Source organism: Thalassospira povalilytica, from assembly GCF_002844235.1.
GTDB classification, from domain to species: domain Bacteria; phylum Pseudomonadota; class Alphaproteobacteria; order Rhodospirillales; family Thalassospiraceae; genus Thalassospira; species Thalassospira povalilytica.
On the sequence record NZ_PGTS01000003.1, the window covers coordinates 511,700 to 536,878 of the forward strand.

Annotated in this window: 23 protein-coding genes; 11 read left to right on the forward strand and 12 right to left on the reverse strand. The window is 55.6% G+C overall.

The window, feature by feature from the left end; genetic code table 11:
- Positions 1 to 199 precede the first annotated feature (199 nt).
- The gene (locus CU041_RS10805; protein ID WP_101246891.1) at positions 200 to 1,903 is read left to right on the forward strand and encodes a methyl-accepting chemotaxis protein; all 1,704 of its coding nucleotides are present in this window, start codon (positions 200 to 202) and stop codon (positions 1,901 to 1,903) included.
- Between the two features lie 98 nt (positions 1,904 to 2,001).
- Here the strand turns inward: CU041_RS10805 and CU041_RS10810 are convergent, their stop codons facing one another.
- The 5 genes from CU041_RS10810 to CU041_RS10830 all read right to left on the reverse strand — a co-directional run bounded on the left by CU041_RS10810 (position 2,002) and on the right by CU041_RS10830 (position 5,311).
- On the reverse strand, positions 2,002 to 2,763 hold the full coding sequence (locus tag CU041_RS10810; RefSeq protein WP_101246892.1) for a hypothetical protein: 762 nt from the start codon (positions 2,761 to 2,763) through the stop codon (positions 2,002 to 2,004).
- Positions 2,764 to 2,940: 177 nt separating this feature from the next.
- Complete coding sequence (locus CU041_RS10815; RefSeq protein ID WP_101246893.1) at positions 2,941 to 3,666, reverse strand: LrgB family protein; 726 nt, start codon at positions 3,664 to 3,666, stop codon at positions 2,941 to 2,943.
- A complete protein-coding gene (locus tag CU041_RS10820; protein WP_101246894.1) occupies positions 3,663 to 4,031 on the reverse strand; it encodes a CidA/LrgA family protein in 369 nt (122 codons plus the stop codon). The genes CU041_RS10815 and CU041_RS10820 overlap by 4 nt, the downstream gene beginning before the upstream one ends.
- 150 nt (positions 4,032 to 4,181) lie before the next feature.
- Positions 4,182 to 4,517 (reverse strand): arsenate reductase (glutaredoxin), encoded by a 336-nt coding sequence (gene arsC, locus CU041_RS10825; protein WP_101247049.1) that lies wholly within the window; start codon positions 4,515 to 4,517, stop codon positions 4,182 to 4,184.
- 86 nt (positions 4,518 to 4,603) lie between these two features.
- Positions 4,604 to 5,311, reverse strand: coding sequence for a regulatory protein RecX (locus CU041_RS10830; RefSeq protein WP_101246895.1), 708 nt, complete (start codon positions 5,309 to 5,311; stop codon positions 4,604 to 4,606).
- Between the two features lie 94 nt (positions 5,312 to 5,405).
- Between CU041_RS10830 and CU041_RS10835 the strand changes: the two genes are divergently transcribed.
- From CU041_RS10835 to CU041_RS10855, 5 genes are all read left to right on the forward strand, one after another.
- Complete coding sequence (locus CU041_RS10835) at positions 5,406 to 6,200, forward strand: ABC transporter permease (RefSeq protein ID WP_101246896.1); 795 nt, start codon at positions 5,406 to 5,408, stop codon at positions 6,198 to 6,200.
- A gap of 268 nt (positions 6,201 to 6,468) precedes the next feature.
- Positions 6,469 to 7,626, forward strand: coding sequence for an aspartate aminotransferase family protein (locus tag CU041_RS10840; protein ID WP_101246897.1), 1,158 nt, complete (start codon positions 6,469 to 6,471; stop codon positions 7,624 to 7,626).
- A gap of 23 nt (positions 7,627 to 7,649) precedes the next feature.
- Positions 7,650 to 8,567 (forward strand): ornithine carbamoyltransferase, encoded by a 918-nt coding sequence (gene argF, locus CU041_RS10845; RefSeq protein ID WP_101246898.1) that lies wholly within the window; start codon positions 7,650 to 7,652, stop codon positions 8,565 to 8,567.
- 160 nt (positions 8,568 to 8,727) lie between these two features.
- Complete coding sequence (gene hslO, locus CU041_RS10850; RefSeq protein WP_101246899.1) at positions 8,728 to 9,729, forward strand: Hsp33 family molecular chaperone HslO; 1,002 nt, start codon at positions 8,728 to 8,730, stop codon at positions 9,727 to 9,729.
- Positions 9,730 to 9,908: 179 nt separating this feature from the next.
- Positions 9,909 to 10,505: a hypothetical protein gene (locus CU041_RS10855; protein ID WP_101246900.1), complete on the forward strand. Its 597-nt coding sequence runs from the start codon at positions 9,909 to 9,911 to the stop codon at positions 10,503 to 10,505.
- 114 nt (positions 10,506 to 10,619) lie between these two features.
- Here CU041_RS10855 and CU041_RS10860 read toward each other — a convergent pair whose 3' ends face one another.
- From CU041_RS10860 to acs, 4 genes are all read right to left on the reverse strand, one after another.
- Entirely contained in the window at positions 10,620 to 11,669 is a 1,050-nt protein-coding gene (locus tag CU041_RS10860) for an alpha/beta hydrolase family protein (RefSeq protein ID WP_101246901.1), read from the reverse strand.
- Positions 11,670 to 11,838: 169 nt separating this feature from the next.
- Entirely contained in the window at positions 11,839 to 12,693 is an 855-nt protein-coding gene (locus tag CU041_RS10865; RefSeq protein WP_101246902.1) for a universal stress protein, read from the reverse strand.
- 31 nt (positions 12,694 to 12,724) lie between these two features.
- Positions 12,725 to 14,215, reverse strand: coding sequence for a SulP family inorganic anion transporter (locus CU041_RS10870; protein WP_170310196.1), 1,491 nt, complete (start codon positions 14,213 to 14,215; stop codon positions 12,725 to 12,727).
- A gap of 300 nt (positions 14,216 to 14,515) precedes the next feature.
- Positions 14,516 to 16,459, reverse strand: a complete 1,944-nt coding sequence (gene acs / locus CU041_RS10875) for an acetate--CoA ligase (RefSeq protein WP_101246903.1) — start codon at positions 16,457 to 16,459, stop codon at positions 14,516 to 14,518.
- A gap of 498 nt (positions 16,460 to 16,957) precedes the next feature.
- Here acs and rmuC point away from each other — a divergent pair, with 498 nt between their 5' ends.
- Both rmuC and def read left to right on the forward strand, forming a co-directional pair.
- The gene (rmuC, locus tag CU041_RS10880) at positions 16,958 to 18,475 is read left to right on the forward strand and encodes a DNA recombination protein RmuC (protein ID WP_101246904.1); all 1,518 of its coding nucleotides are present in this window, start codon (positions 16,958 to 16,960) and stop codon (positions 18,473 to 18,475) included.
- Positions 18,476 to 18,629: 154 nt separating this feature from the next.
- Positions 18,630 to 19,148 (forward strand): peptide deformylase, encoded by a 519-nt coding sequence (gene def / locus CU041_RS10885; RefSeq protein ID WP_101246905.1) that lies wholly within the window; start codon positions 18,630 to 18,632, stop codon positions 19,146 to 19,148.
- A gap of 59 nt (positions 19,149 to 19,207) precedes the next feature.
- Here the strand turns inward: def and CU041_RS10890 are convergent, their stop codons facing one another.
- Complete coding sequence (locus tag CU041_RS10890) at positions 19,208 to 20,194, reverse strand: methyltransferase type 12 (RefSeq protein WP_101246906.1); 987 nt, start codon at positions 20,192 to 20,194, stop codon at positions 19,208 to 19,210.
- Positions 20,195 to 20,299: 105 nt separating this feature from the next.
- On the opposite strand from CU041_RS10890, the gene fmt reads away from it, so the two are divergent.
- Complete coding sequence (gene fmt, locus CU041_RS10895) at positions 20,300 to 21,226, forward strand: methionyl-tRNA formyltransferase (RefSeq protein WP_170310208.1); 927 nt, start codon at positions 20,300 to 20,302, stop codon at positions 21,224 to 21,226.
- Positions 21,226 to 21,786 carry a GNAT family N-acetyltransferase gene (locus CU041_RS10900; protein ID WP_101246908.1) on the forward strand — a complete coding sequence of 187 codons (561 nt, stop codon included), beginning with the start codon at positions 21,226 to 21,228 and terminating at the stop codon, positions 21,784 to 21,786. Before fmt ends, CU041_RS10900 begins: the two co-directional genes overlap by 1 nt.
- 28 nt (positions 21,787 to 21,814) lie before the next feature.
- On the opposite strand, the gene CU041_RS10905 is transcribed toward CU041_RS10900, so the two are convergent.
- A complete protein-coding gene (locus CU041_RS10905) occupies positions 21,815 to 22,804 on the reverse strand; it encodes a LysR family transcriptional regulator (protein ID WP_101246909.1) in 990 nt (329 codons plus the stop codon).
- Positions 22,805 to 22,944: 140 nt separating this feature from the next.
- On the opposite strand from CU041_RS10905, the gene CU041_RS10910 reads away from it, so the two are divergent.
- Positions 22,945 to 23,127 carry a hypothetical protein gene (locus tag CU041_RS10910; protein WP_101246910.1) on the forward strand — a complete coding sequence of 61 codons (183 nt, stop codon included), beginning with the start codon at positions 22,945 to 22,947 and terminating at the stop codon, positions 23,125 to 23,127.
- A 698-nt stretch (positions 23,128 to 23,825) separates the two neighbouring features.
- On the opposite strand, the gene CU041_RS10920 is transcribed toward CU041_RS10910, so the two are convergent.
- Complete coding sequence (locus tag CU041_RS10920; RefSeq protein ID WP_101246912.1) at positions 23,826 to 25,130, reverse strand: MFS transporter; 1,305 nt, start codon at positions 25,128 to 25,130, stop codon at positions 23,826 to 23,828.
- Positions 25,131 to 25,179: the final 49 nt, after the last annotated feature.

Sequence of the window (25,179 nt, forward strand, 5' to 3'; positions counted from 1 at the left end):
ACAAGGTGCGGGACAATGCAAGGCAGTCGCAAATTGATGTGACTATTCAATGGTCTAATTAATTATACATAAATATTAATTGTGTTATTGTACATTTTATAAGGAATCTAATCCTGGCGCTAAGACCTTCGTGAAATGTGAACAGAAACCATTCACTGGCAGCCTCTTTTTTACCGGTGATGGTGAAGAGTGAGAGAGCATGTCCAAAAGTCTGGTTTTGAAAGTTGCGCTTGCCGCCGTTCTTATTTTGATGAGCGGGATAATCTTGCTGGGTATTCTGATCATGCAACGCGTCGATCAGAAAGTCGCAGCCGACAGTATCGCGTCGCAGAAGCTTAACCTGCGCATTGCCGCGATGTTGCTTCAGGATGCCAATCCTGATTTCAAAATGACGATCAGCAAGGATGGCGAGACATCCAATCTGATCATGAATGAAATCCCCGACCTGTCATCCCATGAACTGATTGATCGTATTGGTACCGCTACCGGCGAAACCGCCACAGTCTTTGCCTATGTACCGGCAGAACAGGACTTCGTGCGGGTATCGACCAATATCATCAAGCCTGATGGCAATCGTGCGGTTGGCACGATGCTTGGCAAAGGCAGTGCTGCCTATGAGCCGATCATGTCAGGCAAAACCTTCCGGGGTGAGGCGCTTATTCTCGGGACTGAATATATCACGCAATACAGCCCGATCATGAGCCCGGCCGGGGATGTGTTGGGCATCCTGTATGTCGGGATCAAAAAGGAAGACGTCGTTGCGGTTTCCGATGAAATCGCCATCCGTATCGCGGTGGTCGGCCTGATTGTGGCTGTGGCCTCGGCGGTTTTGCTGTTCCTGTTGCTGCGCTGGCAGCTTGGCCCGCTTCGGGTTCTGAGCCAGACGATTTCGCGCTTTGTTGATCGTGATTTCAGCCAGGAAGTTTCCTTTGTCGATCGCAAGGACGAAATCGGTTCGATTGCCAACGGTCTGGTGCGCTGGCGTGAAACGGCCGCGAAGATCGAAGAAGCCGAAGAAGCCCGTGCACAGGCCGAAAAACGGGCCGAGAAGGAGCGTATCGATCAGCGCAACCGGCTGGCCGTTGAACTTGAACAATCGATTGGCCAGATCGTGACATCGGTGCGTGAAGCAACCGGCGGCATGATGCAGTCGACCTCAAGAATGCGGGAATCGGCCAACCATTCGGTCAGTCAGAGCCAGAAGGTTTCTGATGCAGCCAATGATTCGGCACGGAACGTTCAGACCGTTGCTGCCGCGACCGAAGAATTGTCGGCATCGATCAGCGAGATTGGCGGGCAGGTCCGTGAATCGACGACAATTGCTGAAACCGCTGTGGGTGAAGCATCGCGGGCCAATGAAATGGTCGGCGGTCTTGCCGAAGCCGCAGAACGTATCGGCGAGGTTGTCAGCCTGATCAACGACATCGCAGCCCAGACCAACCTTCTGGCGCTCAATGCGACGATCGAGGCAGCCCGTGCGGGTGAAGCAGGCAAAGGATTTGCTGTGGTTGCACAGGAAGTCAAAAACCTTGCCAACCAGACGGCCAAGGCCACCGATGACATCGCCCAGCAGGTCGGTGCCATTCAGGATGAAACCAAGGTAACGGTCGAGGCGATCGAGAAAGTCACACAGACGATCTCGTCGATCAGCGAAATTGCCAACGGTATCTCATCCGCGGTCAATGAACAGAACGCCGCAGTCAATGAAATCGCCAATAGTGCGACCAGTGCTTCTGCCGGATCGACAGAAGTGGTTGCCAATATTGACGAAATCCACGAAGCCGCGACCAATAGCGGTGCGGCTGCCGGTGAACTTGATACCAATGTGGCCGCCCTTGCAAAACAGATCGATACCTTGCAGGGCACCGTATCGGACTTCCTGTCGCAATTGCGCGCAGGCTAAATTACGACCACCGGCAGGTGCCGGTTCGGACCGTGATCAATCTGACAAACGAAAAAAAAGGGTGGGCCAAGTCCCACCCTTTTTTATGGCTGATCTGATCAGGTGCCTGGCGCATAGCCGAAGGATTTGAAGATATCGCCGTCTTCGGGAAGCCGCACCTTGTTGATGCCCGGGAATTCATCGCGCCAGACTTCGTTGGCATAATAATTCCGATAGAATGCGGAATCCTTGCTGGCTTCCTTTGTGGATCGGGTCAGTTCCCGAAACATGCCGGATGGGGCGTCAAGATGGGGGCTTAGCGTTTGGAAAGCCTGCATCTGATCTGTGACGAAATCTTCGAATTTGATGACGGTATAGCCGATCCCCTTGTGGTCGAGCTTGTCCATCAGGTCGCGATAGGATCGCAGCTTTGCAGCATATAGTTCCAGCGGCTTATAGGTTTTTTTCGGCAAATTGTCGCGACCGACTGTTTCCCAGTCCATTTTGGCAAAATCAATCAGGCTGGCCGGCTTTTCAACAAGCAGATGATAGGGTTTCTGAAACAGACCGATCAGCCATGAAAGCGGATGGCGTACCGTAAACACAAAATGGACGTCGTCATTGACCGTCGCGACATCAAAATATGTCGCGGCATGTTTCCATTGTTCCAGAATCGGGCGGCCCTTGAAGGCAGCATCAATAAGTTGTTCTTTGCCCTTGGTCGAAATCCCCATCCGCATCATGATTGCCAAATTCTGCCGGGCTTGCGGGGATACTTCGGCCAGAACACTTGGCAGAACCACGGATTTGGAATTGCCCCTGATTACGGTCATCAGGGCGTTGGTTCCGGTATTGCGTTCGCCAAAGACTTTGATTTTCATCGCGTTCCCTTGTGATTTGCGCGACTGTCACCAGCCGGTGCAACGTCAAGAACGACAATGATAGAGGCAAGCGGTTAACAATGACACCCGTGATCGTACCATGCCTAGCCATGCATATCGCCGGAGCGCGTCCGGGTAGGCCGTCCGGGGGAAGCAGTTCGGGTTGGTCGAGATGTCCTAGCCAAAGATCCAGTGCCACAGGAACGGGATGGTCAGGGCGGTGGCCATTGTATTGAGGCCCATCGCCAGACCGGAAAAGGCGCCGGCGGTTTCATTGACCTGAAACGCGCGGGCCGTGCCGATCCCGTGGGCGGCAACCCCCATGGCAAATCCGCGTGCGCGCCAATCCTTGAGGCGGGCCTTGTTCATGACCATCGGGCCAAGCGTTGCCCCGACAATGCCGGTCGCAATCACACAGACAGCCGTCAGGGCCGGAACACCGCCAATTTCATCGGCAATGCCCATGGCAACCGGGGTCGTGACCGATTTCGGGGCAAGTGATGCCAGCGTTTCCGGGCTCGCGCCCAATGCCCAGGCCAGAATGACCGTGCTGGCACTGGCGACCAGTGATCCGAACAGAACCCCGAACACAATGACCGGCAATGCACGTTTAAGGGTCGCGGTCTGACGGAACAGCGGCACGGCAAGTGCCACCGTTGCCGGACCCAGCAGAAAGTGGACGAACTGTGCCCCTTCGAAATAGGTGGCATAGGGGGTGCCCGTGACATTGAGCAACAGGGCAATCAAGGCAATGGCGATCACCACCGGATTGCAGATCGGGTTGCGGTTGCTTTTCTGATAGAGCCAGAAGCCAACAGCATAGGCAACAAGGGTGATGGTCAGTCCGGTCAGCGGCTTGGCCGACAGATAGACCCAAAGCTGGGTGATATCGGCTTCGTTCATTGCGCGTCCTCCATCTTTTCAGCCGTATCCTGTTTCGGGAACAGCTTTGACATCAGAAGGGCGGTCAGAACCATGGTCAGAAGGGTCGAGATGGTCAGGGCGGCGGCAATCGGCAACCAGTCGCCTTTAAGGCGGTCAATCTGGGTGACGACGCCAACCCCGGCCGGCACAAACAGCAATGAAAAATGGATCAGAAGATTGTCGGCGGCATCTGTCAGAACCTTGGGCGGTTTTCGTTTGACCAGAAGCCCGATGAACAGAAGAACCATTCCGATGACCGGACCGGGCACCGGCAGGTCAAACAGTTCCGAGACCACTTCGCCAAACAGCTGGCAAACAAGGATCAGGGCAAATGCAGCAATCATCAACGACCTCCCCACAGGTGTTTTGATCTGACGTTATCTGCAAGACATAATGCCTGTGAGGGTATTGGACTTTTATTAATTACGAAAAACGCCCGTGCCGATGTGGCACAGGCGTTTGAAATTATGGAATTTTGCCGCGTTAATGCGGTCTTACAGAATTTCCAGAACGCTTTCCGGCGGGCGGCCCAGTGCGGCCTTGTTGCCATTGACCACGATCGGACGTTCGATGGCGCGCGGATGGGCGCAAAGGGCTTCGATCAGCTCTTCCCCGTGCAGATCGGCGATGCCTTCTTCCTTTGCCTCTTTCTTGCGCAGGATGTCTTCGGGTTTCATGCCGAGCATATCAAGAATGCCGGCAAGTTCCTGTGGGGTTGGCGGGGTGTCGAGATAGGCAATCACATCTGGCGTGATGCCCTTTTCCTCGATCAGGGCCAGGGTCTGGCGGGATTTCGAACAGCGCGGATTGTGATAGATGCGGACCATCATTTGTGGGTTCTCCGTATCATGATGTTTTAGGAGGCGTTTGAGCCAGTCATAAACAGCTTTGCTGTTGCGATCAAATGCCGGAACGATCAAATGCCGTCGATCATTGAAAGCAGATCATTAAGCTCATCAAGGTCGCTATTGATGATGCGGGTGGCGGTGTCATAGCCAAAACCCTGCCGGGCCAGGGCGGCCATGTCCTTTTCGCGCTTTTCCTCGCGGATATCGGGACGGCGCCAGGGGCCAAGGCGCCGACGCCTGGCATAGGCGGCCGCCGCGGCAATATTGGGGTCCGTGCCCCGGACTTCTTCATAGGCGGCCTGATCGGCCTCGGCGCGAAGATCGCGGATGGCGTCATCAATCTGATCGGATGCGATGCCGCGTGCTGATAAATCAGCGGCAATGACGCGCATGGCCTTGCCCTTGCGCAGTAGCGATCTGGCACGACCGCGCGCATAGGCATCATCATTGATGAAGCCGGCCTTTTCACAGGCAGACAAAACAGAGTTCATCCATTGCACGGCTTCTTCGGGGTCGGTGCCATATTCGGCAACCGAAAGACGGATTTTACCGCGCATCAGCTTTTCAAGCCGGGCACGGGATGCGGCAAACCGTTCGAGATACCAGGTGGCATAATTCATCAAATAGTCACGGGTGACCCGGCGCGGACGTTTGGGTTCGCGTCTTTTGTCTTTGGCATTTTTGCCATTATTTCCGGTAAAGCGCGCGTTTCCGCCAGACCGCGATGCGCCGTCAGAGGCCAGTGTTTCCGGGCTTTGATGCTGTTTATTGACCATATCAGACAAAATGAATGAATACGCACCCTTGCAAGGATGCCCCCACTCTCCCTATTTTACGCGCAATTGTCTGCATTTTTCCGAAGGAAACTTCATGAAAGAGTTAGCCCCACGTCAGATGGGCGCGGTCAACTGGCTTGGTCTTTGGACACTTTATGCCAAAGAAGTCCGCCGGTTCCTGAATGTTCATCTGCAAACTGTTGGTGCGCCGGTTATTACCAGTCTGCTGTTTTTGGCGGTCTTTCTGCTTGCACTTGGTCGTGCGGTCGAAACCGTCAATGGCATTCCGTTTGCCACCTTCCTTGCGCCGGGTCTGATCATGATGACCATGGCACAGAACGCATTTGCCAATACGTCGAGTTCGATCATGATCTCGAAGGTTCAGGGCAATATCGTTGATGTGCTGATGCCGCCGTTATCGGCCGGTGAAATGGTCGCCGGTTTCGCGTTTGGCGCGGTGACCCGCGGGATTGTGGTTGGTCTGGCAACCGCCATTGCCATGGCATTCTTTGTCGATGTCAGCATCCATAATCTTTGGGCGATCCTGTATTTCGGGATTTCCGCGTCGCTGATGCTGTCGCTGCTTGGCATTGCCGGTGGTGTCTGGGCCGAGAAATTTGACCATATCGCGGTCGTGACCAACTTTGTCGTTACCCCGTTATCGTTCCTGTCAGGCACGTTTTACAGTGCCGAAAACCTGCCCGAAGCGGGCCAGATTCTGGTGCATTTCAACCCGTTCTTCTACATGATTGACGGGTTCCGCTATGGCTTTACGGGCATGTCGGATGGCACGATCATGACCGGTGTGATTGTCCTTGCGGCGGTCAATGCGGTTTTGTGGTTGTTGTGCTATCGCATGATCAAAAGCGGCTACAAGCTCAAGGCATAAAGACCTGCCAAAAGCCGCGGAAACGCAAAATTTCTTCAAAGGGACAGCCTCCGAAAGCGGGTGCTGTCCTTTTTCATTTCGCGCCGCATTGGCAAACAAACGAACGGGCAAATGGATGGCCCCCGCTTCTAAGGGGTTTTGCGGCGTTGACAGGGTCAAGGAATCTCTTGATACTCCCCGGCTTCCCGGTATTCTGCCGGAGTTGACCAACTGGTCAACAAACCGATTTTTACCCTAATTGAGGAATAAAGAAGTGATTACTCCCGTCATGCCGACCTATGCGCGGGCCGATCTGGCCTTTGAGAAAGGTGAAGGACCTTATCTCTATGCGCAGGACGGCCGACGATTCCTTGATTTCGGGTCGGGTATTGCGGTCAATACCCTTGGCCATTCGCATCCGCATCTTGTTGCCAAGCTGACCGAGCAGGTCGGCAAGGTCTGGCACACGTCGAACCTGTATCGTATTCCGGGGCAGGAAAAGCTGGCGGAACGTCTGGTGGCCAATACCTTTGCCGATACGGTGTTTTTCTGTAACTCCGGGGCCGAGGCCAACGAGGCAGGCATCAAGATGCTGCGCCGCTATCAGCATGTGTCGGGACATCCGGAAAAGAACCGTATTCTGGTTGCGACCAATGCGTTTCATGGCCGTACTCTTGGTACGCTGACGGCTGGTTACAGCGACAAATACCGCGAAGGTTTCGGGCCGATGCCCGACGGCTTTGACCGGGTTGCCTATGGCAATCTTAATGAATTGCGCAACGCGATCACGCCCAATACCGGCGGGATCCTTCTGGAGCCGATCCAGGGCGAAGGCGGCATTTGCCGTGCGCCGGAAGGCTATCTTGAAGGTGTGCGCAAGGCGGCTGACGAGTTCGGCATGCTGGTGATGTTTGACGAAGTTCAGACCGGTGTCGGCCGGACGGGCAAGCTTTTCGCCTATGAATGGTCGGACATGATCCCCGATATCATTTCCTCGGCCAAGGGGCTGGGCGGTGGTTTCCCGGTCGGGGCGTTGCTGGCGAGCGAAAAGGCGGCCGCGGCCCTTCCGGCCGGTATGCATGGCACGACCTTTGGCGGCAATCCGCTTGCCATGGCGGCGGCCAATGCCGTGCTGGACGAAGTTTTGAAACCCGGCTTCATGGACCATGTTCTGGACATGAGCCAATTGATCCGCGACGGCCTTGCGGCCATTTCCCGGAAACATCCGGGCTTTATCGCGGAAATCCGTGGCATGGGTCTGTTGTTGGGGATGAAAACGGTCCCGACCAATGTCGATGTTGTTGCCAAGCTGCGCGAGCTCAATGTTCTGACAGTTCCGGCCGGCGATAATGTGGTGCGTCTGTTGCCGCCACTCAACATCACCAAAACCCATGTTGACGAAGCGCTTGCTGCCATTGAAGCAGCGGCCGCAGCCCTGGCGAAATAAGGGCGCAGGAAGGAAGACTAACCATGACTGATATTCGTCATTTTCTTGATCTCGACAAACTGCCGTCGGGAACACTGAAAGATATTCTCGCCCTTGGCGATTCCGAAAAAGCCGGCAATGCCCCGTTTGGCGTCAAGCCGCTTGCGGGCAAGACGCTGGCGCTGATTTTTGAAAAACCGTCGACCCGGACCCGTGTTTCGTTTGAAGTCGGCATGCGCCAGCTTGGCGGTGATGTGGTGATCCTTGATGCCGAAAGCAGCCAGCTTGGCCGCGGGGAGACCATTGCCGATACCGCACGTGTTCTGTCGCGTTTTGTCGATGCGATCATGATCCGGACCACCGATGAGTCCAAGCTGCTTGAACTGGCGCAATATGCCACGGTTCCGGTGATCAATGGCCTGACCGATCAGAGCCACCCGTGTCAGATCATGGCGGATCTGATGACGATCAAGGAGCACAAGGGCAAGCTTGAAGGCCTTAAATTTGCCTGGGTTGGCGATGGCAACAATGTATCGACATCGTTCATCCATGCCGCGCCGAAATTCGGCTTTGCGCTTGATATGGCCTGCCCGGTTGGCTATCGCCCCAATCAGGGCCTGATTGAAAATGCCAATGCGCAGGGCGGCCAGGTCCGTCTGACCGATATGGACAGTGCGCTTGAAGGGGCCGATGTGGTCGTGACCGATTGCTGGGTCTCGATGGGGGATGAAGATTACGATGCCCGCATGGCAGCCCTCGCACCCTATCAGATCAATGCCAAAACCATGGCCCAGGCCAAGGATGATGCGATCTTCATGCATTGCCTGCCGGCACACCGCAACGAGGAAGTCACCGACGAGGTGATTGACGGGCCGCAATCGGTGGTGTTTGACGAGGCAGAGAACCGCCTGCATGCGCAAAAAGGGGTTCTGTTATACTGCTTTAACGGCTTGCCATCCTGATCCTTGCGCCTAAATAAGGCAGATCGAATTTGAAGGGCGGCTTTGGCCGCCCTTTGTTATGCTGTCAGAGGTCGGGTAAAGCGTTGTGTTAACGCGCCTCGACAATCGGGGGCTTGTCTTGTTATACGGCCCCAAACACCTAACCACGCGGAAGCCGAACATGCAGATCGCTGTCGATTTTTGCCAGCCATTCACGCTGGATCATTCCAATATTCGCGGCCGCTTTACGCGCCTTGGACCGACGGTGCAGACCATTATCGGTCAGCACAAATACCCGCCGCTTGCCAATCATCTGCTGGGCGAGATCATCGGGCTTGCGGTATTGCTGTCGTCGTCGCTGAAATATGAGGGGCTTTTTACCCTTCAGACCAGCTCGGACGGGCCGATCAGCATGATGGTGGTCGATGTTGACAGTGACGGCAATGTGCGTGCCTGTCTTCGGGTCGATGAAGAACGCCTTAAGGCGATGATTGCCGAGGAAGACGGCGGCGAGGAAGCCCTGCGCGGGCAGGTTCTTAAACTGATGGGACGCGGGCATATTGCCTTTACCGTCGATCAGGGCGATGAACATGAACGTTATCAGGGGATTGTGTCGCTTGAGGGCGAGACCCTTGCCAAATGTGCAGAAGCCTATTTCCGTCAGTCCGAGCAGCTTGAAACCGCCTTCAAGCTTGAAGTGCATCGGGGTGAAACCGATGCCGACTGGTGGGTTGGGGGTCTGTTCTTGCAGAAAATGCCGGTCAGTGCATCGGGCGATGCCGCCACCCCGGAAGAGGCCGAAAAGGTTGCCGAGGACTGGAACCGTTCGACCATCCTGATGGCGAGTGCGACCGAGAACGAGCTTGTGGATATTTCGCTGTCGGCCCATGACCTGATCTGGCGTCTGTTCCATGACGAGGAACCGCGCGTTTATGAGCAGTCCGATCTTCGATTCAAATGCCGTTGTTCGCGCGAAAAGATCGAAGGTGCGCTGGTTACCTATCCGCTTGAGGAACTTCTGTCGATGCGCGAGGAAGATACCGGCGAGGTTGGTGTTTCTTGCCAGTTCTGCAATACGCGTTATGGCTTTGACGAGGGTGACTTGCGCGCCCTCAAGGCCGACGATGCCACTGCTGACGCCAAGGCAGAAGACAGCACGGCAGAAGACAGCCCGTCTGCCTGACGGATCAGATGCCCGAACACATGCCATCATGTGAAATAACAGGTATCGGGCGCGTCATAGCCTTGCCTTAATCATCATGCAACGTCACCATGGCTATAAAGCTTGTGGTGGCGTTTTTTGTATGGCCGCCCAACAGGTTAATTTAGGCATCGAAGTCAGAGGCAAGGGAGTTTGAAGTCATGAAGCTATTGTCCATCAATGGTCTGCGTACCGTGGTTGCGGGTGCGGCACTTGCCCTGATGGCAGCCTGCACCAGCGCACCGGTGGCAAATTACCCCGATGTGACATGGCGCCATCTTACGCCGATCGTATTTGCCGCAGGCCCGATTGAAAAAGTTGCCGCCTGGAGCAATACCGAAGACGGATCGATTGCGTCGGATTTGCCGTTCAGCCTTGGCAAAATGGCGATGAACTGGCCCGATGACCGTCTTCAGACCGCAGGCACCAGCGATATGCTGCGCTATTCGGTGACCGAAGCATCAATCACGTCAAATGCGCTCAAGACCACCAAAGGCATCAAGGGCGTGTTTACCGATGACCAGTCCGACAAGATCGAACTCAAGGTCGCAGCCAAGCTTGAGCTGATGGATGCCAATGGTGTGCAGAAAGGCGAAGTCCAGGCGATGGCATCGCGGTCACGCACGCTTTCGGAATCGATGTCGGTTGCCGAACGCGAACAGGCGATTTACGACGCGACAGCCGCCCTTCTGATGGATCTGGACCGCGAACTGGAACGCCAGATCAATTCCAATCTGGGGCGTTTCATCCTGCGCTAGGCCGGATATCGAAATGGTATGACAAAAGCCCGGCAGGAAATTGCCGGGCTTTTTATTTGTCTGATGATTGGGGCGTGCCGTGATTGAGGGCAGGAATTCCCGGCTTCTGGGTGGCTAGTGCGTGCGATCCAGGAAGTCGATGATCAGCCGGGCGGTTTGGTGATGGATGATTTGGCGCGTGCCATCCGGGGTGCCATTCCCGTCACGGCAAACCACCCCGTCACCGGGAACTTCGTCGTCGAGCAAGCGGGCCGCGCCCGGTTTGCACCGTGGCATGAAGCTGAAATGTGCGGCCTGTTCGATCAGATGAAACTCGGTCGAGGCGGCATTAAGATATGGCCGCAGATAGCCGGTTTCGACGGCATGGGGAATACCGGGGTTCGGGCTTCCTGCTGCGATCAGAAGAACCGGAATGTCAATTTTTGACAGGCTTTCGGGGGTAAAGCCGCGCGCCAGCCCGAGATCGAGGCTGACGACCCGCGAGACATTGGCAATACGAAGAGATTGTGCGAGGAGCTGTTGATCGGTTTTGTTGTGACCGATGGCGAAATCGGCAACCACATCACATGCGGCAAGATCGGCATGGTTACGGCAATCGGCCAGCATCCGACTGGCATCGGTGCGTGCACCGCCAATTGCAAGTGCCGTCCAGGCCCCCAGTGAATGCCCGATAACAGCAATATCATTTGTCCTGAGCAAGGACGACCAGTCGGAATGACCGGTGAGATAGGTGATTAACTGCGCGATATCCTGTGGGCGTTTCCAAAGCATCCGCCCGTCGAGGGCTTGCAGGTCCTTGCTGGTGGTGCCCGGGTGATTGAGGGCAGCGACAATTCGGCCGTGGCGTACAAGTTCGGTGGCCAGCCATGCCTGATTGCGCCAGTTGCCGCCAAAACCGTGGGACAGAACAACCAGTGGATAGGACCCGGGCAGCGGTGTTGCGCCCGGGCGTGCCTTTTGACCATGGAACACGATGTTTTCGGCGATTGTTTCTTCTGGCGTGTCATCGCGTGACGGATACCAGATCACGCCAGACAGGTCGCGTTGATCAGGTCCGTTGGCAACAAGGGAGAATTTGGCAAATCCGACATCGCTGGCAAACGCGGCAGACGATATTGCGATCAGTAGAGGAAGAATGAAAACGGTGCATAACGCAAAGCGCATGGTGGCAGACCTTTCTTGTCGATGACTTGAAGGTCAGGAAAGCGCGCATTTGCGGGGTTTGGCGTCCTGAAACGCGATTTAGGACACCATGTTGATAAAATTAATGCCCCTGTCGGCAATCAGACAGGGGCATCAAGATGTTTTTGGGTCGTGCGAGTGGTGACGCTTATCAGCGGAACATCATCACCGGCACCTGGCAGGAACGCACCATTTCGGTAGTGGTGCTGCCAATGATCAGGTTGCGAATGCGTGAATGGCCATAGGCCCCCATGACCAGAAGATCGATCTTGTCGGTTTCGATCTTGTCCTTGATCACGTCTTCGGGTTCGCCCGATGCAAAACCGGCATCGACGCTATATCCCGCCTTGCGCAGGATGGCGGCGGCTTCATCAAGTTTTTCCTGCATGGTGTCGGTCGGTTTGCCAACCGAAAGCAAAACACAGGGAAGCCCGGTGAACAGCTTGCCGCTTGCGATGTGACGCACGGCCTTCATGACACTTTCGCCGCCATCAAAGGCGATCAGGAATTTGTTGATCGGCTTGAAAGCGCGTGATGCGACCAGAACCGGCTTTTTGGCCGCACGGACAACCCGTTCAAGGTTCGATCCCAAATGCATTTTGGCAAAGTCGGCGGCTTCGCCGCGTTTGCCAACCACGATCAGATCGGCGTCATTTTCGAACTCGGCGATGCTTTCGATCAGATCCCCGTGGCGCAGCTTGGTGCCGACATTGGCAAGACCGGCATCTTCGAGACCGGTTTTGGCTTCTTCAAGCAGCAGGCGACCGCGTTTGAGTTCGAGCTTGTTTTTCTGCTCGTCAAGATCGGCCAGTTCCTTGAGAAGTGCGGTGCGTGCACCGAGTTTCAGGTTGCCGCTCAGATCGGCTGGTTCGGAGCCGACCGAACGACGGCCCAGAACATGCATCAGGTCAATGGATGCATCTGTGCGTTCCGCCACCCAGCGGGTAAGGTCACATACACTTTGCGAATAGCCTGAACCGTCAATCAGTGCGATCAGATGGGTCATTGATCGTTTCCTTTTCCCTTTTGCGGTGGCCTTAATGGCCCATCAGGCGTTCAAGTGCGCCGGGCTTGTCGTGGATGGCCAGTTTATCGACGATTGTCTCGCTGGCTTCATTGAGACCGATCAATTCGACTTCGGCCCCTTCACGACGGAATTTGAGCACGACCATATCAAGGGCTGCAACACTTGAAATGTCCCAAATATGCGCGTGGCTGACATCAATCGTCACCTTATCAAGGGCTTCGCGGAAATCGAATGCCTTGGTGAAATCTTCGACCGAGGCAAAGAAGATCTGACCGCGCACTTCATAGGTGCGATGCGTGTTGTCAGCCGAAAGGGTGCTGGTAACACGGAAAATCTGCGCGATCTTCCAGGCAAAGAAAATGCCCGACAGCAACACACCGACCAGAACACCAATCGCCAGATTGTGCGATCCGACAACCGTGATCACGGTGGCCAGCATCACGATCGACGAGCTGCGCGGATGTTCGCGCAGGTTCTTGATCGACGACCAGCTGAATGTCCCGATCGACACCATGATCATGATGGCAACCAGGGCCGCCATCGGAATGATCGCGACAAGATCCCCCAGAACCACAATCAGGATCAAAAGGAAGATACCGGCAAGGAAGGTCGACAGACGGCAACGGCCGCCGGATTTCACGTTGATCACCGATTGGCCAATCATCGCACAACCGGCCATGCCACCGATAAAGCCGGTAAAGAAGTTGGCGATCCCCTGACCATAGCATTCACGGGTGCGGTTTGACGTGGTGTCGGTCAGATCATCGACGATCTGGGCGGTCATGAGACTTTCAAGAAGACCCACAGCCGCAACCGCCGCTGAATAGGGCAGGATGATCAGGAAGGTATCAAGGTTCAGCGGCACATCGGGCAGATAGATTGCCGGGAAGGCATCGGGAAGCGCGCCCATATCGCCAACCGTGCGCAGATCGGCATCGATAAATAGCGAAATACCGGTCAGAACGATGATGCAAATCAGCGGGGACGGGATGATTTTGGTGATGCGCGGGAACAGATAGATGATGGCAAGACCACCGGCCACCATCACATAGGTCATGTTCGAAACCCCGATCAGTTCGGGCAACTGCGCCATAAAGATCAGGATCGCCAGCGCATTCACAAAGCCGGTCATCACGGATTTGGAGACAAAGCGCATCAGATTGCCGAGTTTGAGCGCGCCTGCCAGCATCTGGATCACGCCAGCCAGAATGGTGGCGGCCAGCAGATAATCCAGCCCGTGTTCACGAACCAGCGACCCCATCAGAACAGCCGTTGCCGCCGTTGCCGCCGAAATCATGCCCGGACGTCCGCCAAAGATCGCGGTGATTACGGCAATCGAGAAGGAGGCATAAAGCCCGACCTTGGGATCAACACCGGCAATGATCGAAAAGGCAATGGCTTCCGGGATGAGGGCGAGTGCCACCACAAGGCCCGAAAGCACATCACCGCGAATGTTGCCAAGCCACTCAGCCCGCAAACGCGGAAGAAAATCGCTATTCACAGAAAGTCTCCGTATCCGTATGCCCGGACGATCAAGGCTGTCCCCCGTCCTGGCAGGAAGTTATCAGGAGGGTCATCTTTTCCCGTCAGCCGATCCGTGCGGCGACAGGGGTCCCCAAACCATCCTGTTCGTTGCTGCGTCGCAGCAGGCTGTACCTATACCAATTTAAGTTTTTGCACAACCACAGGGCACGCATCGGGCCATGCCGGTTTCGGGACACACGAAAAAACCCGCCGGTTTCCCGGCGGGTTTGATGTCGTGATCAGCAAGATGCCAATCAAAGATAGTCGCAGGTGACGATTAACGGTTCTGACGGTTTTCGATCAGATCGTCGACCACGCCCGGATCGGCCAGGGTCGAGGTATCACCAAGCTGGTCATATTCGTTGGCGGCAATCTTGCGCAGGATACGGCGCATGATTTTGCCCGAACGGGTTTTCGGCAGACCCGGCGACCACTGGATGAAGTCGGGACTTGCGATCGGGCCGATTTCCTTGCGGACCCATTTGACCAGTTCAAGACGAAGCTCCTCGGTCGGTTCTTCGCCGGCATTGAGCGTCACATAGGCATAGATGCCCTGACCCTTGATGTCGTGCGGAACGCCGACCACGGCGGCCTCGGCAACCTTGGCGTGGGCGACAAGCGCGCTTTCGACTTCGGCCGTACCCATGCGGTGACCCGATACGTTGATGACGTCATCAACGCGGCCCGTGATCCAGTAATAGCCATCATCGTCGCGACGGGCGCCGTCACCGGTGGTGTAGACTTTGTCAAAGGTGCTGAAATAGGTCTGGATAAAGCGTTCATGGTCGCCATAGACCGTACGCATCTGACCCGGCCAGCTGTCCTTGATGACAAGGTTGCCATCGGTGGCACCGGTCAGTTCCTTGCCCTCGTTATCAAGAAGGGCGGGCTGAACACCAAAGAACGGAAGCGTTGCCGAACCCGGTTTCAAATCGGTTGCACCGGGAAGCGGGGTGATCAGGATGCCGCCGGTTTCGGTCTGCCACCAGGTATCGACAATCGGGCAATTCCGTTTGCCGACATGCTCGTGATACCATTCCCAGGCTTCGGGGTTGATCGGTTCACCCACCGAACCAAGGATGCGCAAGCTCGAAAGATCGGCCTTGTTGACCCAGTCGACGCCTTCGCGCATCAGGGCACGGATCGCGGTCGGTGCGGTATAGAAGATATTGACCTTGTGCTTTTCACAGACCTGCCAGAAGCGCGAAGCATCCGGATAGCTTGGCACACCTTCGAACATCAGCGTGGTCGCGCCATTGGCCAGCGGCCCATAGACGATATAGCTGTGACCGGTAACCCAGCCGACATCGGCCGTACACCAGTAAATATCGCCTTCGTGATAATCAAAGACATACTGATGGGTCATCGATGCATAGACAAGGTAACCGCCCGAGGTGTGCAGAACGCCCTTCGGCTTGCCGGTCGAACCCGAGGTATACAGAACAAACAGCGGGTCTTCGGCATTGACTTCGGTCGGCGGGCAATCGGTCGAGGCCGCTGCGCAAACTTCGTGATACCAGACGTCGCGGGTGTCGTTCCAGGCGACATCCTTGCCGGTGCGTTTGACGACGACCATTTTCTCGACCGATTTGACACCGGGATGTGAAAGGGCTTCGTCAGCATTGCGTTTAAGCGGAACCGCACGGCCACCGCGCAGACCTTCGTCCGAGGTGATCACGACCTTGGCGCCGCAATCTTCGACGCGACCGGCCAGTGCTTCGGGCGAGAAACCGCCAAAGACGATGGAATGGATCGCACCGATTCGCGCACAAGCCAGCATGGAGACAGCGGCTTCGGGGATCATCGGCAGATAGATGACAACGCGATCACCCTTGCCAACGCCCATCGATTTCAGCGCATTGGCAAAACGACAGGTGCGTTCATGCAGATCGCGATAGGTGATGTGTTCGGAAACATTGGGATCATCGCCTTCGAAGATGATGGCGGTCTGATCACCGCGTTTTTCAAGATGGCGATCCAGGCAGTTGGCCGAGACGTTCAGGGTGCCGTCTTCGTACCATTTGATATAGAGGTCCTTGGCGTCATAGCTGACATTTTTGACTTTGGTGTATGGCTTGATCCAGTCAATGCGTTTGCCATGTTCGCCCCAGAAGCCATCCGGGTCCTCGACCGACTGTTTATACATGGCATCGTATTTTGCCTTGTCGATCAGGGCGTTCTTTGCGATGTCGCCGGGTACGGGATAAACGTTCGCAGACATATGTGGCCTCTTGTTCGTTTCCTGTGGTCTCTGATGCATCAGGTAGCAGCCATTGTTTTCCGGTGTGTCGGAAACGGCGTCCGTGCCGATGCGGTATTTCGGTGCGGTTCAGAGATTCTGTATTGCCGGTTCCGTTCGGTGCAGTGCGCAAAACGGGCAAACAATATGATCCTGTCGCTTGCGCCCTATGCTAGTGCGCAGAAGATATTCAGGGAATACAACTTTAGGACTGCCCAAACTGGCGGATTGCCTGCTTAAATTCGGCTTTGATGAACCGGCAATCTGGTGCAGACCGGGGATGTGAAGACATACAGGTTTGGTGGGTGGCGTGATTGGTTTCTGAATATCTTGTTGATATATAGTCGAAATTCGGTTTCACGCCAGCAATGGCTTTGACAAAATTTGATCAGAACCGAACAAAACCGGTTTTGTTCGGTTCTGGATTTGATGGAACAAAACAGATACAAAGAATCCAGACGATAATTGAATGGTGGGACAATGGATCCGATTTCTTTGGCCGCGGGCGCGTTTGGCGCGTCGGTTCTGGCACTGGTTTTTTGCGCGATGATGATCAAACGCATCAAGGATGCCGCAGATGCCGAGACAGAGTCGCGCACCGCATTGCTGTCATCCCAGCTTGAACAGACCGAAGCAACCCGGCGCGATCTTGCAGGCGAGTTGGCAATCACGCGCGACAAACTGGCCGAGGTATCTGAAAAACGGGCCATTGCCGAAACCACGGCCAACCGGGTGCCGATCCTTGAGGCCGAGATGAAGGAGCTGCGCACCGCCCTTGATCAGTGGCGCGAAAAGGGGTCGGAGCTTGAAACCGCCCTTGAGAAAGAGCGCGAGGCAGCGGCCGAAAAGCTTGCGATGCTTGAAGATGCCAAGACCAAGCTGCTTGATAGTTTCAAGGCGCTGTCGTCCGATGCGCTCAAGATGAATAATGACGAGTTTCTCAAGCTGGCGCGTGAAAACTTTTCGCGCCTTCAGGAAGGTGCCAAGGGCGATCTTGAGAAACGCCAACAGGCAATTGACGGCCTTGTAAAACCCATCAAAGAACGGCTTGAGGCCTTTGACAACAAGGTTAACGAGCTTGAAAAAAGCCGCAAGGAAGCATACGGCGAGTTGCGCGAACAGGTCGGGACCCTTGTGCAATCGCAGACCCGGCTTTCAAAAGAGACCCAGACACTGAGTTCCGCCCTTCGGTCCAGTTCATCAGTATCGGGCAAGTGGGGCGAATTGCAGCTCAAGCGCATTGTCGAACTTGCCGGGATGCTCAAACATTGTGACTTTGACGAGCAGGTTCATTTCAATACCGACGAAGGCATCCAGAAACCCGACATGGTCATTCACCTGCCCGGCGGGAAAAACATCGTGGTCGATGCCAAGGCCCCGACATCGGCCTATTTGGAAGCAATTGACGAGAAATATGACGATGAACGCCGCGAGGCATTGCTTGCGACCTATGTCGGCAATGTGCGCAAGGTGATCGCGGAGCTTTCGAAAAAATCCTATTGGAAGTCGGTCGACAGCCCCGAATTCGTGGTGCTGTTCCTTCCGGGTGAAAGCTTTTTCTCGGCCGCACTTGAACGCGACCCGCGCCTGATCGAGGACAGTTTCCGCGACGGGGTGATCCTGGCAACGCCGACCACGCTTCTTGGGTTGCTCAAGGCGGTGGCGTATGGCTGGCGTCAGGAAGCATTGGCCGAAAGTGCGCGCGATATCAGCGAGATCGGCCAGCAATTGTTTGATCGTCTGGGGACGCTTGCCAAGAATTTCAGTTCCATGGGCAAGTCGCTTGAAAGTACGGTCAAGAATTACAACAAGACGCTTGGCACGCTTGAGGGATCGGTTCTGGTATCGGCGCGCAAGCTTAAGGAAAAGCATATCGTTGCCGATGACCGCATGATCGAGGAACCGGCACCGTCGGAAACCCATGTGCGTGACATCACGAAAATGGAACTTCTGGCCGGACCGGACGACAAACCCGATACCAAGCCAGAGGAAAAGTAAGACGCAATCATGCGGCCATGCGGTGCGAAGCATGGCTGTTACCCGGTCTATTTGGCGCAGCTTTCTTGACTTGGGGGACGGGAAACCTTATCTCGAAGCGCGAAATTCGCTATAATACAGACCAGAATCAAGTTCGAAACCGGATCAAAGACCCATGGCCTTGCGTGAAATTCTTATCGTTCCAGACCCGCGCCTCAAGAAGGAGTGCGAACCGGTCACCGAGGTGAATGATGAGATCAGAGACCTTCTTGATGACATGCTTGAAACCATGTACGCAGCCCCGGGCATCGGCCTTGCCGCGCCGCAGATCGGGGTGATGAAGCGCGTTGTCGTCATGGATGTTTCCGATGACAAGGACAAGCCCGAACCGATGAAACTGATCAACCCGGAAATCATCTGGGAATCGGAAGATACATCGGTTTATCAGGAAGGCTGTCTTTCGATCCCCGAACAATATGCCGATGTCGAACGCCCGGCCGAGGTCGGCGTGCGGTACCTTGACGAAAACGGCAAGGAACACGAGATCGAGGCGGATGGTCTGCTTGCGACCTGTATCCAGCACGAGATCGATCATCTTGATGGCGTTTTGTTCACCGACTATCTGAGCGCGCTTAAACGCAACATGATGATCAAAAAGGTCCAGAAGCTTCAGAAGACGAAAAAGTCTGCCTGAACGGATCGCCATATGCTGTGACAAGGGGCCGGTTTTCCGGCCCTTTTATTTTGGGCGGTTTATGGTTTTGGCGTTCTGATATCGGCCGGATCAAGACCCATGATCCAGCCTTCGCGTTCGCGAATGCCCGGCTCATCTGGCAGATATTCGGGGCGTTTGCCATCGGCAATTTGGATCAGTCCCAAAACACCGACCAGCGCGTCAAAGGCATCATCCTTGCCCTGATCCGGGCCAAAGCCCGATTTGCAATCGGCCATGACCGCCGGGGTGATTTCAACCGCGTTACGTGCCGCATAATCGATCAGAAATTCAACGGCCTTTGCCCGGCTTTTCTGATTTGATTTAGTTAACTCACTAATTCCGAGCCAGCCATAAACTTCACCGGGATATGTTTCCATCAGGGTCACGCCAGGGCGCTGGCAACAGGCGGCAAGATCACCGTCAAACGGCCAGATATTGAAACCAAGACGCGTACCGGGAATGATCAGATGTTCAAGACCATGCAGCATCCCCTTGCCGACCTGATTGGCACCAAGGGTCCAGAAGGACGGGCAGGCGGCAGCACGATCATTGGTGGCGCGTTCGCAGCGCCGATGCAGGTCATCAAATCGCGAAAGGCCAAGGGCCTTTACGAGATGGTCGCGTTTGACACTGCCCTTTGGCCCGGATGATCTGGGATAGAAAGGCCGATGATAGGTGATTTGATCCGGATGTTCGCAGACCGTTGAAAAATATTCAAGGGATCCGGTCAATCCGTTTTTCAATATGGACTTAAAGTTTTGAATATTCGCGCCATCATACCAATAATCGGCAAAGCCGACGGGCATATCAAGGCCAAGCCAAAGGGCATCCTTATGCCCGTGATCGGCAAGGGCGCCGAGAAACTGGTTTAACATCCCGACCGGTTCGATCGCATATATCTGCCAGCCGCCAGTGACACGGCGGGCCTTGGCAACCCAGCGGGCCGTGGCCGAGATGCTCCAGTCAGCATGCCAGATATGATTGACCGGGTATTTGTGCGGTTCGGGTAAGGCTTGGCTTGTCATTTTGCCAAGATAGCGCCAAATTGCCGGCTTGGAAGTACAAAGACCAACGGTCTTGCCCCGATCTTGTGATGAATGCCTGATCCTTTGATGAATGGACGTGACGATATGACCAAGCTGCGCATTGCCTTTATGGGAACCCCGGACTTTGCCCTTGTGGCGCTTAAGGATCTGGTGGCGGCGGGACATGATGTTGTTTGTGTCTATTCACAGCCGCCGCGCCCGGCCGGGCGCGGGCACAAGGAAACGCCAAGCCCGGTTCATGCCTGGGCGGCGGATCAGGGTATTGAAGTCCGCCATCCCGTATCGCTTAAGTCGGATGCGGAAAAGCAGGCCTTTGCCGATCTTGATCTTGATGTAGCGGTGGTGGCGGCCTATGGGCTGATCCTGCCCAAGGCCATTCTGGATGCACCGAAATACGGGTGCCTGAACATCCATGCGTCCCTGTTGCCGCGCTGGCGCGGGGCAGCCCCGATCCAGCGGGCTATTCTGGCGGGCGATGATGCCACCGGTGTCACCATCATGCAGATGGATGTCGGGCTTGATACCGGCGACATGTTGTTGATCCGCGATATCCCGATCACGGGCGAAACCTATGCCAATGCGCTGCATGATGATCTGGCCGCCCTTGGCGGGGAAATGATTGTCGAGGCGCTTGAAAAGCTTCCGAAAGGTGAGCTTGTTGCCACCAAACAGCCCGAAGAGGGCGTGACCTATGCCGCGAAACTCGAACGTGCCGAGGCCAAACTTGATTTTGCCGATGATGCGGCAAGTCTGGAACGGAAAATCCGTGCCTTTACCCCGTGGCCGGGGGCCTATTTCGAACTGGGCAAGGAACGGATCAAGGTGCAGGCCGCCGAGGTGACGGACCAATCCGGCCCGGTGGGTGAAATCCTTGATGATGCGCTTACCATCGGGTGTGGCAGCGGGGCCCTGCGCCCGACCCGTATTCAGCGCCCCGGCAAGGCGGCGATGGATACCGACGCGGTGCTGCGCGGTTATGACAAGCTGGCCAAGGGCGTGGTTCTGGGCTGATGGGGCGCGATGTCGCAAAGCCGCAAGGCGGACAATCAACCGCCAGCGATTTGACGATTCGCCCGGCCTTTAACAGTGACGGTGACGCGATTGGCACCCTGATCGCGGGCGTGTTTGCGGAATATCCCGGCTGTGTCTATGACCGTGCACTTGAATTCCCGGAACTTGATGCGATTGCCGATGATTTCAAATCATCGGACGGGCGTATCTGGGTTGCGGTTGATCCCGACAACCGGGTTTTTGGCTGTTTCGGGATCAAATATGATGCGCCGGCAAAAGAAGCCGAACTTCACAAGGTCTATCTGCATCGTGATACCCGTGGTCGGGGCATGGCGCAAAAATTGATGGCCAAGGCGCTGGCGTGGCTGGGTCAGACCCATCCTGATTGCGCGACCGTGATGCTCTGGACCGATACACGGTTTGAAGCCGGGCATCGGTTCTATGAAAAATGCGGCTTTGCGCGCACAGGCGAAAGCCGCATTCTTGATGATCTGAGCGCATCTTCGGAATATCAGTTCCGGTTTGACTTTGGCGCCTATCAGAAGGCGCTGTCGTTTTAGGGGGATATCCCCGACATGTGCATTGCGGTTACTGATCGGCAGATTCGGTCGGGCGGCTGTCGGCGGTGCTGTCTGAGGCATCCGGGCTGCGTCGCACCGAACGGGCATCGCGATATCCAAGCTCCCACGGCGGGACCGGGGTGAATTTTTCAGCCAGGAAATCGACAAAGGCGCGGACCTTGGGCGACAGGTGGCGTTTGTGCGGATACACCGCGGAAATCCAGGCCTGATCATGCACATATTCGGTCAGAACCGGCGTCAGGCGACCGGCCCGGATATCTTCGTGAACCAGATATTCGGCCAGACGCGCCATGCCAAGCCCGGCAAGGACTGCTTCGTGGAGCACATCACCGTCATTGGCCGAAAATGATCCCTGGGCGCGGAAGGCCACGTGACCGTCGGGGGTTTCAAAGTGCCAGTCATTGAAGCTTTCGCGCGATGACAGATGCAGACAGTTATGGTTTTCGAGATCCTGGGGTTTGCGCGGGATGCCGTTCTTTTCGAGATATTCCGGGCTGGCAACAATCATGCGGCGGTTGACCGCATATTTGCGCGCAATCAGGGATGAATCTTCCAGCGCGGACAGGCGAATGGCCAGATCATAGCCATCGTTGACCAGATCGGTGAATTTGTCATCAAGGGTCAGTTCGATCCGCACATCGGGATAGCGGGCCAGAAATTCCGGGATCAGGGGGACCACCTGCATCTTGGTAAAGGCCACCGATGCGTTGATGCGCAGCGTCCCGCGCGGGGCGGCATAAAGCTGGGTGACGACTTCTTCGGCTTCTTCGATTTCATTAAGGATGGTGCGCGCCCGTTCATAAAAGGCCCGGCCTTCCTCGGTCAGGCTGAGCTGACGGGTGGTGCGCATCAACAGACGTGCGCCCAGCCGGTCTTCCAGACGGGAAATATATTTCGACACGGCTGATGGTGACAGACGCATTGTCCTTGCTGCTGCTGAGAAGCTGCCTTCTTCAACTGCATGGACAAAAATTTCCATTTCCGCGGCACGATCCATATCTCGGACTTCCTATTTATGACGATCATTCACAAGTAATGTGCATATTGAGCTAATTCTCTTTCCCGGTAAAGAAAATTAGATTGAGTTCATCGAGAGCGACACGGCGTCGCAACGAACGAAATATTTAGGAGGTCAAGATGGCCACTTACGAAGAAATCACCACCCGTTACATCTCCACCACCGAAATCGAAGCAGGTGTACGTAAAGGTCAGCAGCTGCGCGCTGAGTTCGTAGGTTCCTTCTTCCGCAACCTGTTCAAAGGTTCGGACAAGGCATCCGACATCAAGCATCCGGCTGGTACCGTTGGCGGTGCTGCCTAATCTGACGAGATACAAACGGTCGAGCGCCGATTGAGTTTCCTCCCCAAGAGGTGCTCCCGTTTGTTGGACTACCGATTTCTATCTAGCGTCTTCCTCCCTATTTGACGCTGTTTTCCCGACTGGCCCGGTCACCTTTGTGATCCGGGCCATTTTTTTGGCCAAACGGCACCCGACCGATTTGTGCCCGACCGTGCGAAATGGCGATGATCTAACGATCTTGTCCGGTTTTGGGGCTTGCCTGCGTGGTCTGTGCCGTCGGCATCGGTCGTTTTGTGGTGTCAGGGGTGCGGGATCAGGGGGGCGTTGCAGCAGGATCTCGGTACCGGAGCCTCAGTATCAAAAGTCTTGGTATCAAAGTCTTGGTATCAAAGTCTTGGGATCACGGGCCCGGGTATGAGAAGTCGCGGGATCAAGATCGCGATGCCGGTAAATGTGGGATCAGGCGTTGTGGTGCCAGAATCGTGGTACCGGCAAGCGCAGTACCGGTAAACACCGTGCCAAAGCCGTGCTAGCAGCGCATGTGGCATCAGCAGTCGGTATCTGGTTGCAGGCGATCTTTGTGATGCCAACGGATCCGGTAGCCCGCCGCGTTCAACATGGCGTCAAATGCGGTGCCGAATGTGGCATCAAATAGGATCCCGATTATGGTGCCGATTACGATGCCAAACGCATCCACCGTCACATCGGACGATTTTTCATCAATGCGAATCCTGTGGGCTGATGCCCGGCGGCACGTAGAAGCCCGGACGTTCGGACAGCCATGACAGCACACTGATCACGGCCATGACGATCAGGGTGGCTGTCAGCATCACTTCGATTGAAATGTCGGCGGCAAACATCCAGCCATAGATCGCTGGCCCCATGGCCGAGGCCAGTACCATGACCGCGGTAAGGGTACTGCGTACCGCGCCGATTTCATCAAGCGGCACCAGTTCGGGAATGATGGCGGTGCGCAGGGTGGTGGCAAAGCCGACCGTGATGCCGACAAGCCCCATATAAATCAGAATGACAAAGGGCTGGTGACTGATTGCCAGAACAATGATGCCCGCCATCATCGGGATCAGATGCCATGGAAACAGACGGCGTGCGGAATGTTTGTCAATCAGCGGGCCGCTGCCAAAAGCGCCCAGAACCGATGTCACGGCAAAAACGGTAAAGCCCGCAGCAAACCAGCCAAGTTCAATGCCCTTGTGGGTGGAAATAGCACCCTGATGGAAAAACAGGGCGGTCATGATTAATGGCGGTGCGGCGAGCATCGGCATACAGAACCAGACATAAAGCGATCTGAACAGCCGGGGATGTTCGGGGTCAGTTGGCGATAACTGGTCGGGCATGCTGTCGGTGGTGGTATCCGTCGGGCCGTTGGAGTCGGATGCCTGTTTTGCAGCGGTTTTGGAACTGCGGGTCGGAACCGCGCGGAATTTCTGATCGCGGCGGATCAGCAAAAAGGCGACGGGCACCAGAACAATGATGATAAATACCGCCGACCCGGCATAGGTATAGCGCCAGCCAAAAGCCGCAATCAGGGCAAGCAGGGTGGCAGGCAGGATGGCCTCGGCCAAGGGAAAGCCGAAACTGGCAACCGCAAGCGCCCGACCGCGATGTTTGGTGAAATATCGCGCGATGCCGGTCATGCTGACATGGGTCATCAAGCCCTGACCGGCGAGACGCAGGACAAACAGGGCGGCAATCAGCATCCAGACATTGCCGGCAAGCGAGATCATCACACAGCCAAGTGCAAGCAGCGCCATGGTCGCAAGGCTGTAGGAAAGGATATCGACTTTATCGATCCAGCGCCCGACAACCGGCAGACACAGTGCACTGCCAATCGTGATCCCGGCATAGATATTGGCAAATTCGGTTTCGTTCAGGCCAAGGCTGGCCGAAATAAACGGAACGAAAAGGGCCACCAGAAAGGTCTGACCGAAAGATGAGCCGAAACTGTGCAATGCGCCAAAGGCAAGCTGCCTTGGGGCCTGGCGCAGCAGAAGGATGAACTGCATGAAAGGCGGGTGTCCGGAGTTACAGGGGCGTTCAGGAACCGATTTATTT

What these genes read in the sequence shown, in the direction of transcription:
- CU041_RS10805 (WP_101246891.1), top strand. Translation starts at nt 200, where the DNA reads ATGTCCAAAAGTCTGGTTTTGAAAGTTGCGCTTGCCGCCGTTCTTATT.
- CU041_RS10810 (WP_101246892.1), bottom strand. Translation starts at nt 2,763, where the DNA reads ATGAAAATCAAAGTCTTTGGCGAACGCAATACCGGAACCAACGCCCTG.
- CU041_RS10815 (WP_101246893.1), bottom strand. Translation starts at nt 3,666, where the DNA reads ATGAACGAAGCCGATATCACCCAGCTTTGGGTCTATCTGTCGGCCAAG.
- CU041_RS10820 (WP_101246894.1), bottom strand. Translation starts at nt 4,031, where the DNA reads ATGATTGCTGCATTTGCCCTGATCCTTGTTTGCCAGCTGTTTGGCGAA.
- arsC (WP_101247049.1), bottom strand. Translation starts at nt 4,517, where the DNA reads ATGATGGTCCGCATCTATCACAATCCGCGCTGTTCGAAATCCCGCCAG.
- CU041_RS10830 (WP_101246895.1), bottom strand. Translation starts at nt 5,311, where the DNA reads ATGGTCAATAAACAGCATCAAAGCCCGGAAACACTGGCCTCTGACGGC.
- CU041_RS10835 (WP_101246896.1), top strand. Translation starts at nt 5,406, where the DNA reads ATGAAAGAGTTAGCCCCACGTCAGATGGGCGCGGTCAACTGGCTTGGT.
- CU041_RS10840 (WP_101246897.1), top strand. Translation starts at nt 6,469, where the DNA reads ATGCCGACCTATGCGCGGGCCGATCTGGCCTTTGAGAAAGGTGAAGGA.
- argF (WP_101246898.1), top strand. Translation starts at nt 7,650, where the DNA reads ATGACTGATATTCGTCATTTTCTTGATCTCGACAAACTGCCGTCGGGA.
- hslO (WP_101246899.1), top strand. Translation starts at nt 8,728, where the DNA reads ATGCAGATCGCTGTCGATTTTTGCCAGCCATTCACGCTGGATCATTCC.
- CU041_RS10855 (WP_101246900.1), top strand. Translation starts at nt 9,909, where the DNA reads ATGAAGCTATTGTCCATCAATGGTCTGCGTACCGTGGTTGCGGGTGCG.
- CU041_RS10860 (WP_101246901.1), bottom strand. Translation starts at nt 11,669, where the DNA reads ATGCGCTTTGCGTTATGCACCGTTTTCATTCTTCCTCTACTGATCGCA.
- CU041_RS10865 (WP_101246902.1), bottom strand. Translation starts at nt 12,693, where the DNA reads ATGACCCATCTGATCGCACTGATTGACGGTTCAGGCTATTCGCAAAGT.
- acs (WP_101246903.1), bottom strand. Translation starts at nt 16,459, where the DNA reads ATGTCTGCGAACGTTTATCCCGTACCCGGCGACATCGCAAAGAACGCC.
- rmuC (WP_101246904.1), top strand. Translation starts at nt 16,958, where the DNA reads ATGGATCCGATTTCTTTGGCCGCGGGCGCGTTTGGCGCGTCGGTTCTG.
- def (WP_101246905.1), top strand. Translation starts at nt 18,630, where the DNA reads ATGGCCTTGCGTGAAATTCTTATCGTTCCAGACCCGCGCCTCAAGAAG.
- CU041_RS10890 (WP_101246906.1), bottom strand. Translation starts at nt 20,194, where the DNA reads ATGACAAGCCAAGCCTTACCCGAACCGCACAAATACCCGGTCAATCAT.
- fmt (WP_170310208.1), top strand. Translation starts at nt 20,300, where the DNA reads ATGACCAAGCTGCGCATTGCCTTTATGGGAACCCCGGACTTTGCCCTT.
- CU041_RS10900 (WP_101246908.1), top strand. Translation starts at nt 21,226, where the DNA reads ATGGGGCGCGATGTCGCAAAGCCGCAAGGCGGACAATCAACCGCCAGC.
- CU041_RS10905 (WP_101246909.1), bottom strand. Translation starts at nt 22,804, where the DNA reads ATGGATCGTGCCGCGGAAATGGAAATTTTTGTCCATGCAGTTGAAGAA.
- CU041_RS10910 (WP_101246910.1), top strand. Translation starts at nt 22,945, where the DNA reads ATGGCCACTTACGAAGAAATCACCACCCGTTACATCTCCACCACCGAA.
- CU041_RS10920 (WP_101246912.1), bottom strand. Translation starts at nt 25,130, where the DNA reads ATGCAGTTCATCCTTCTGCTGCGCCAGGCCCCAAGGCAGCTTGCCTTT.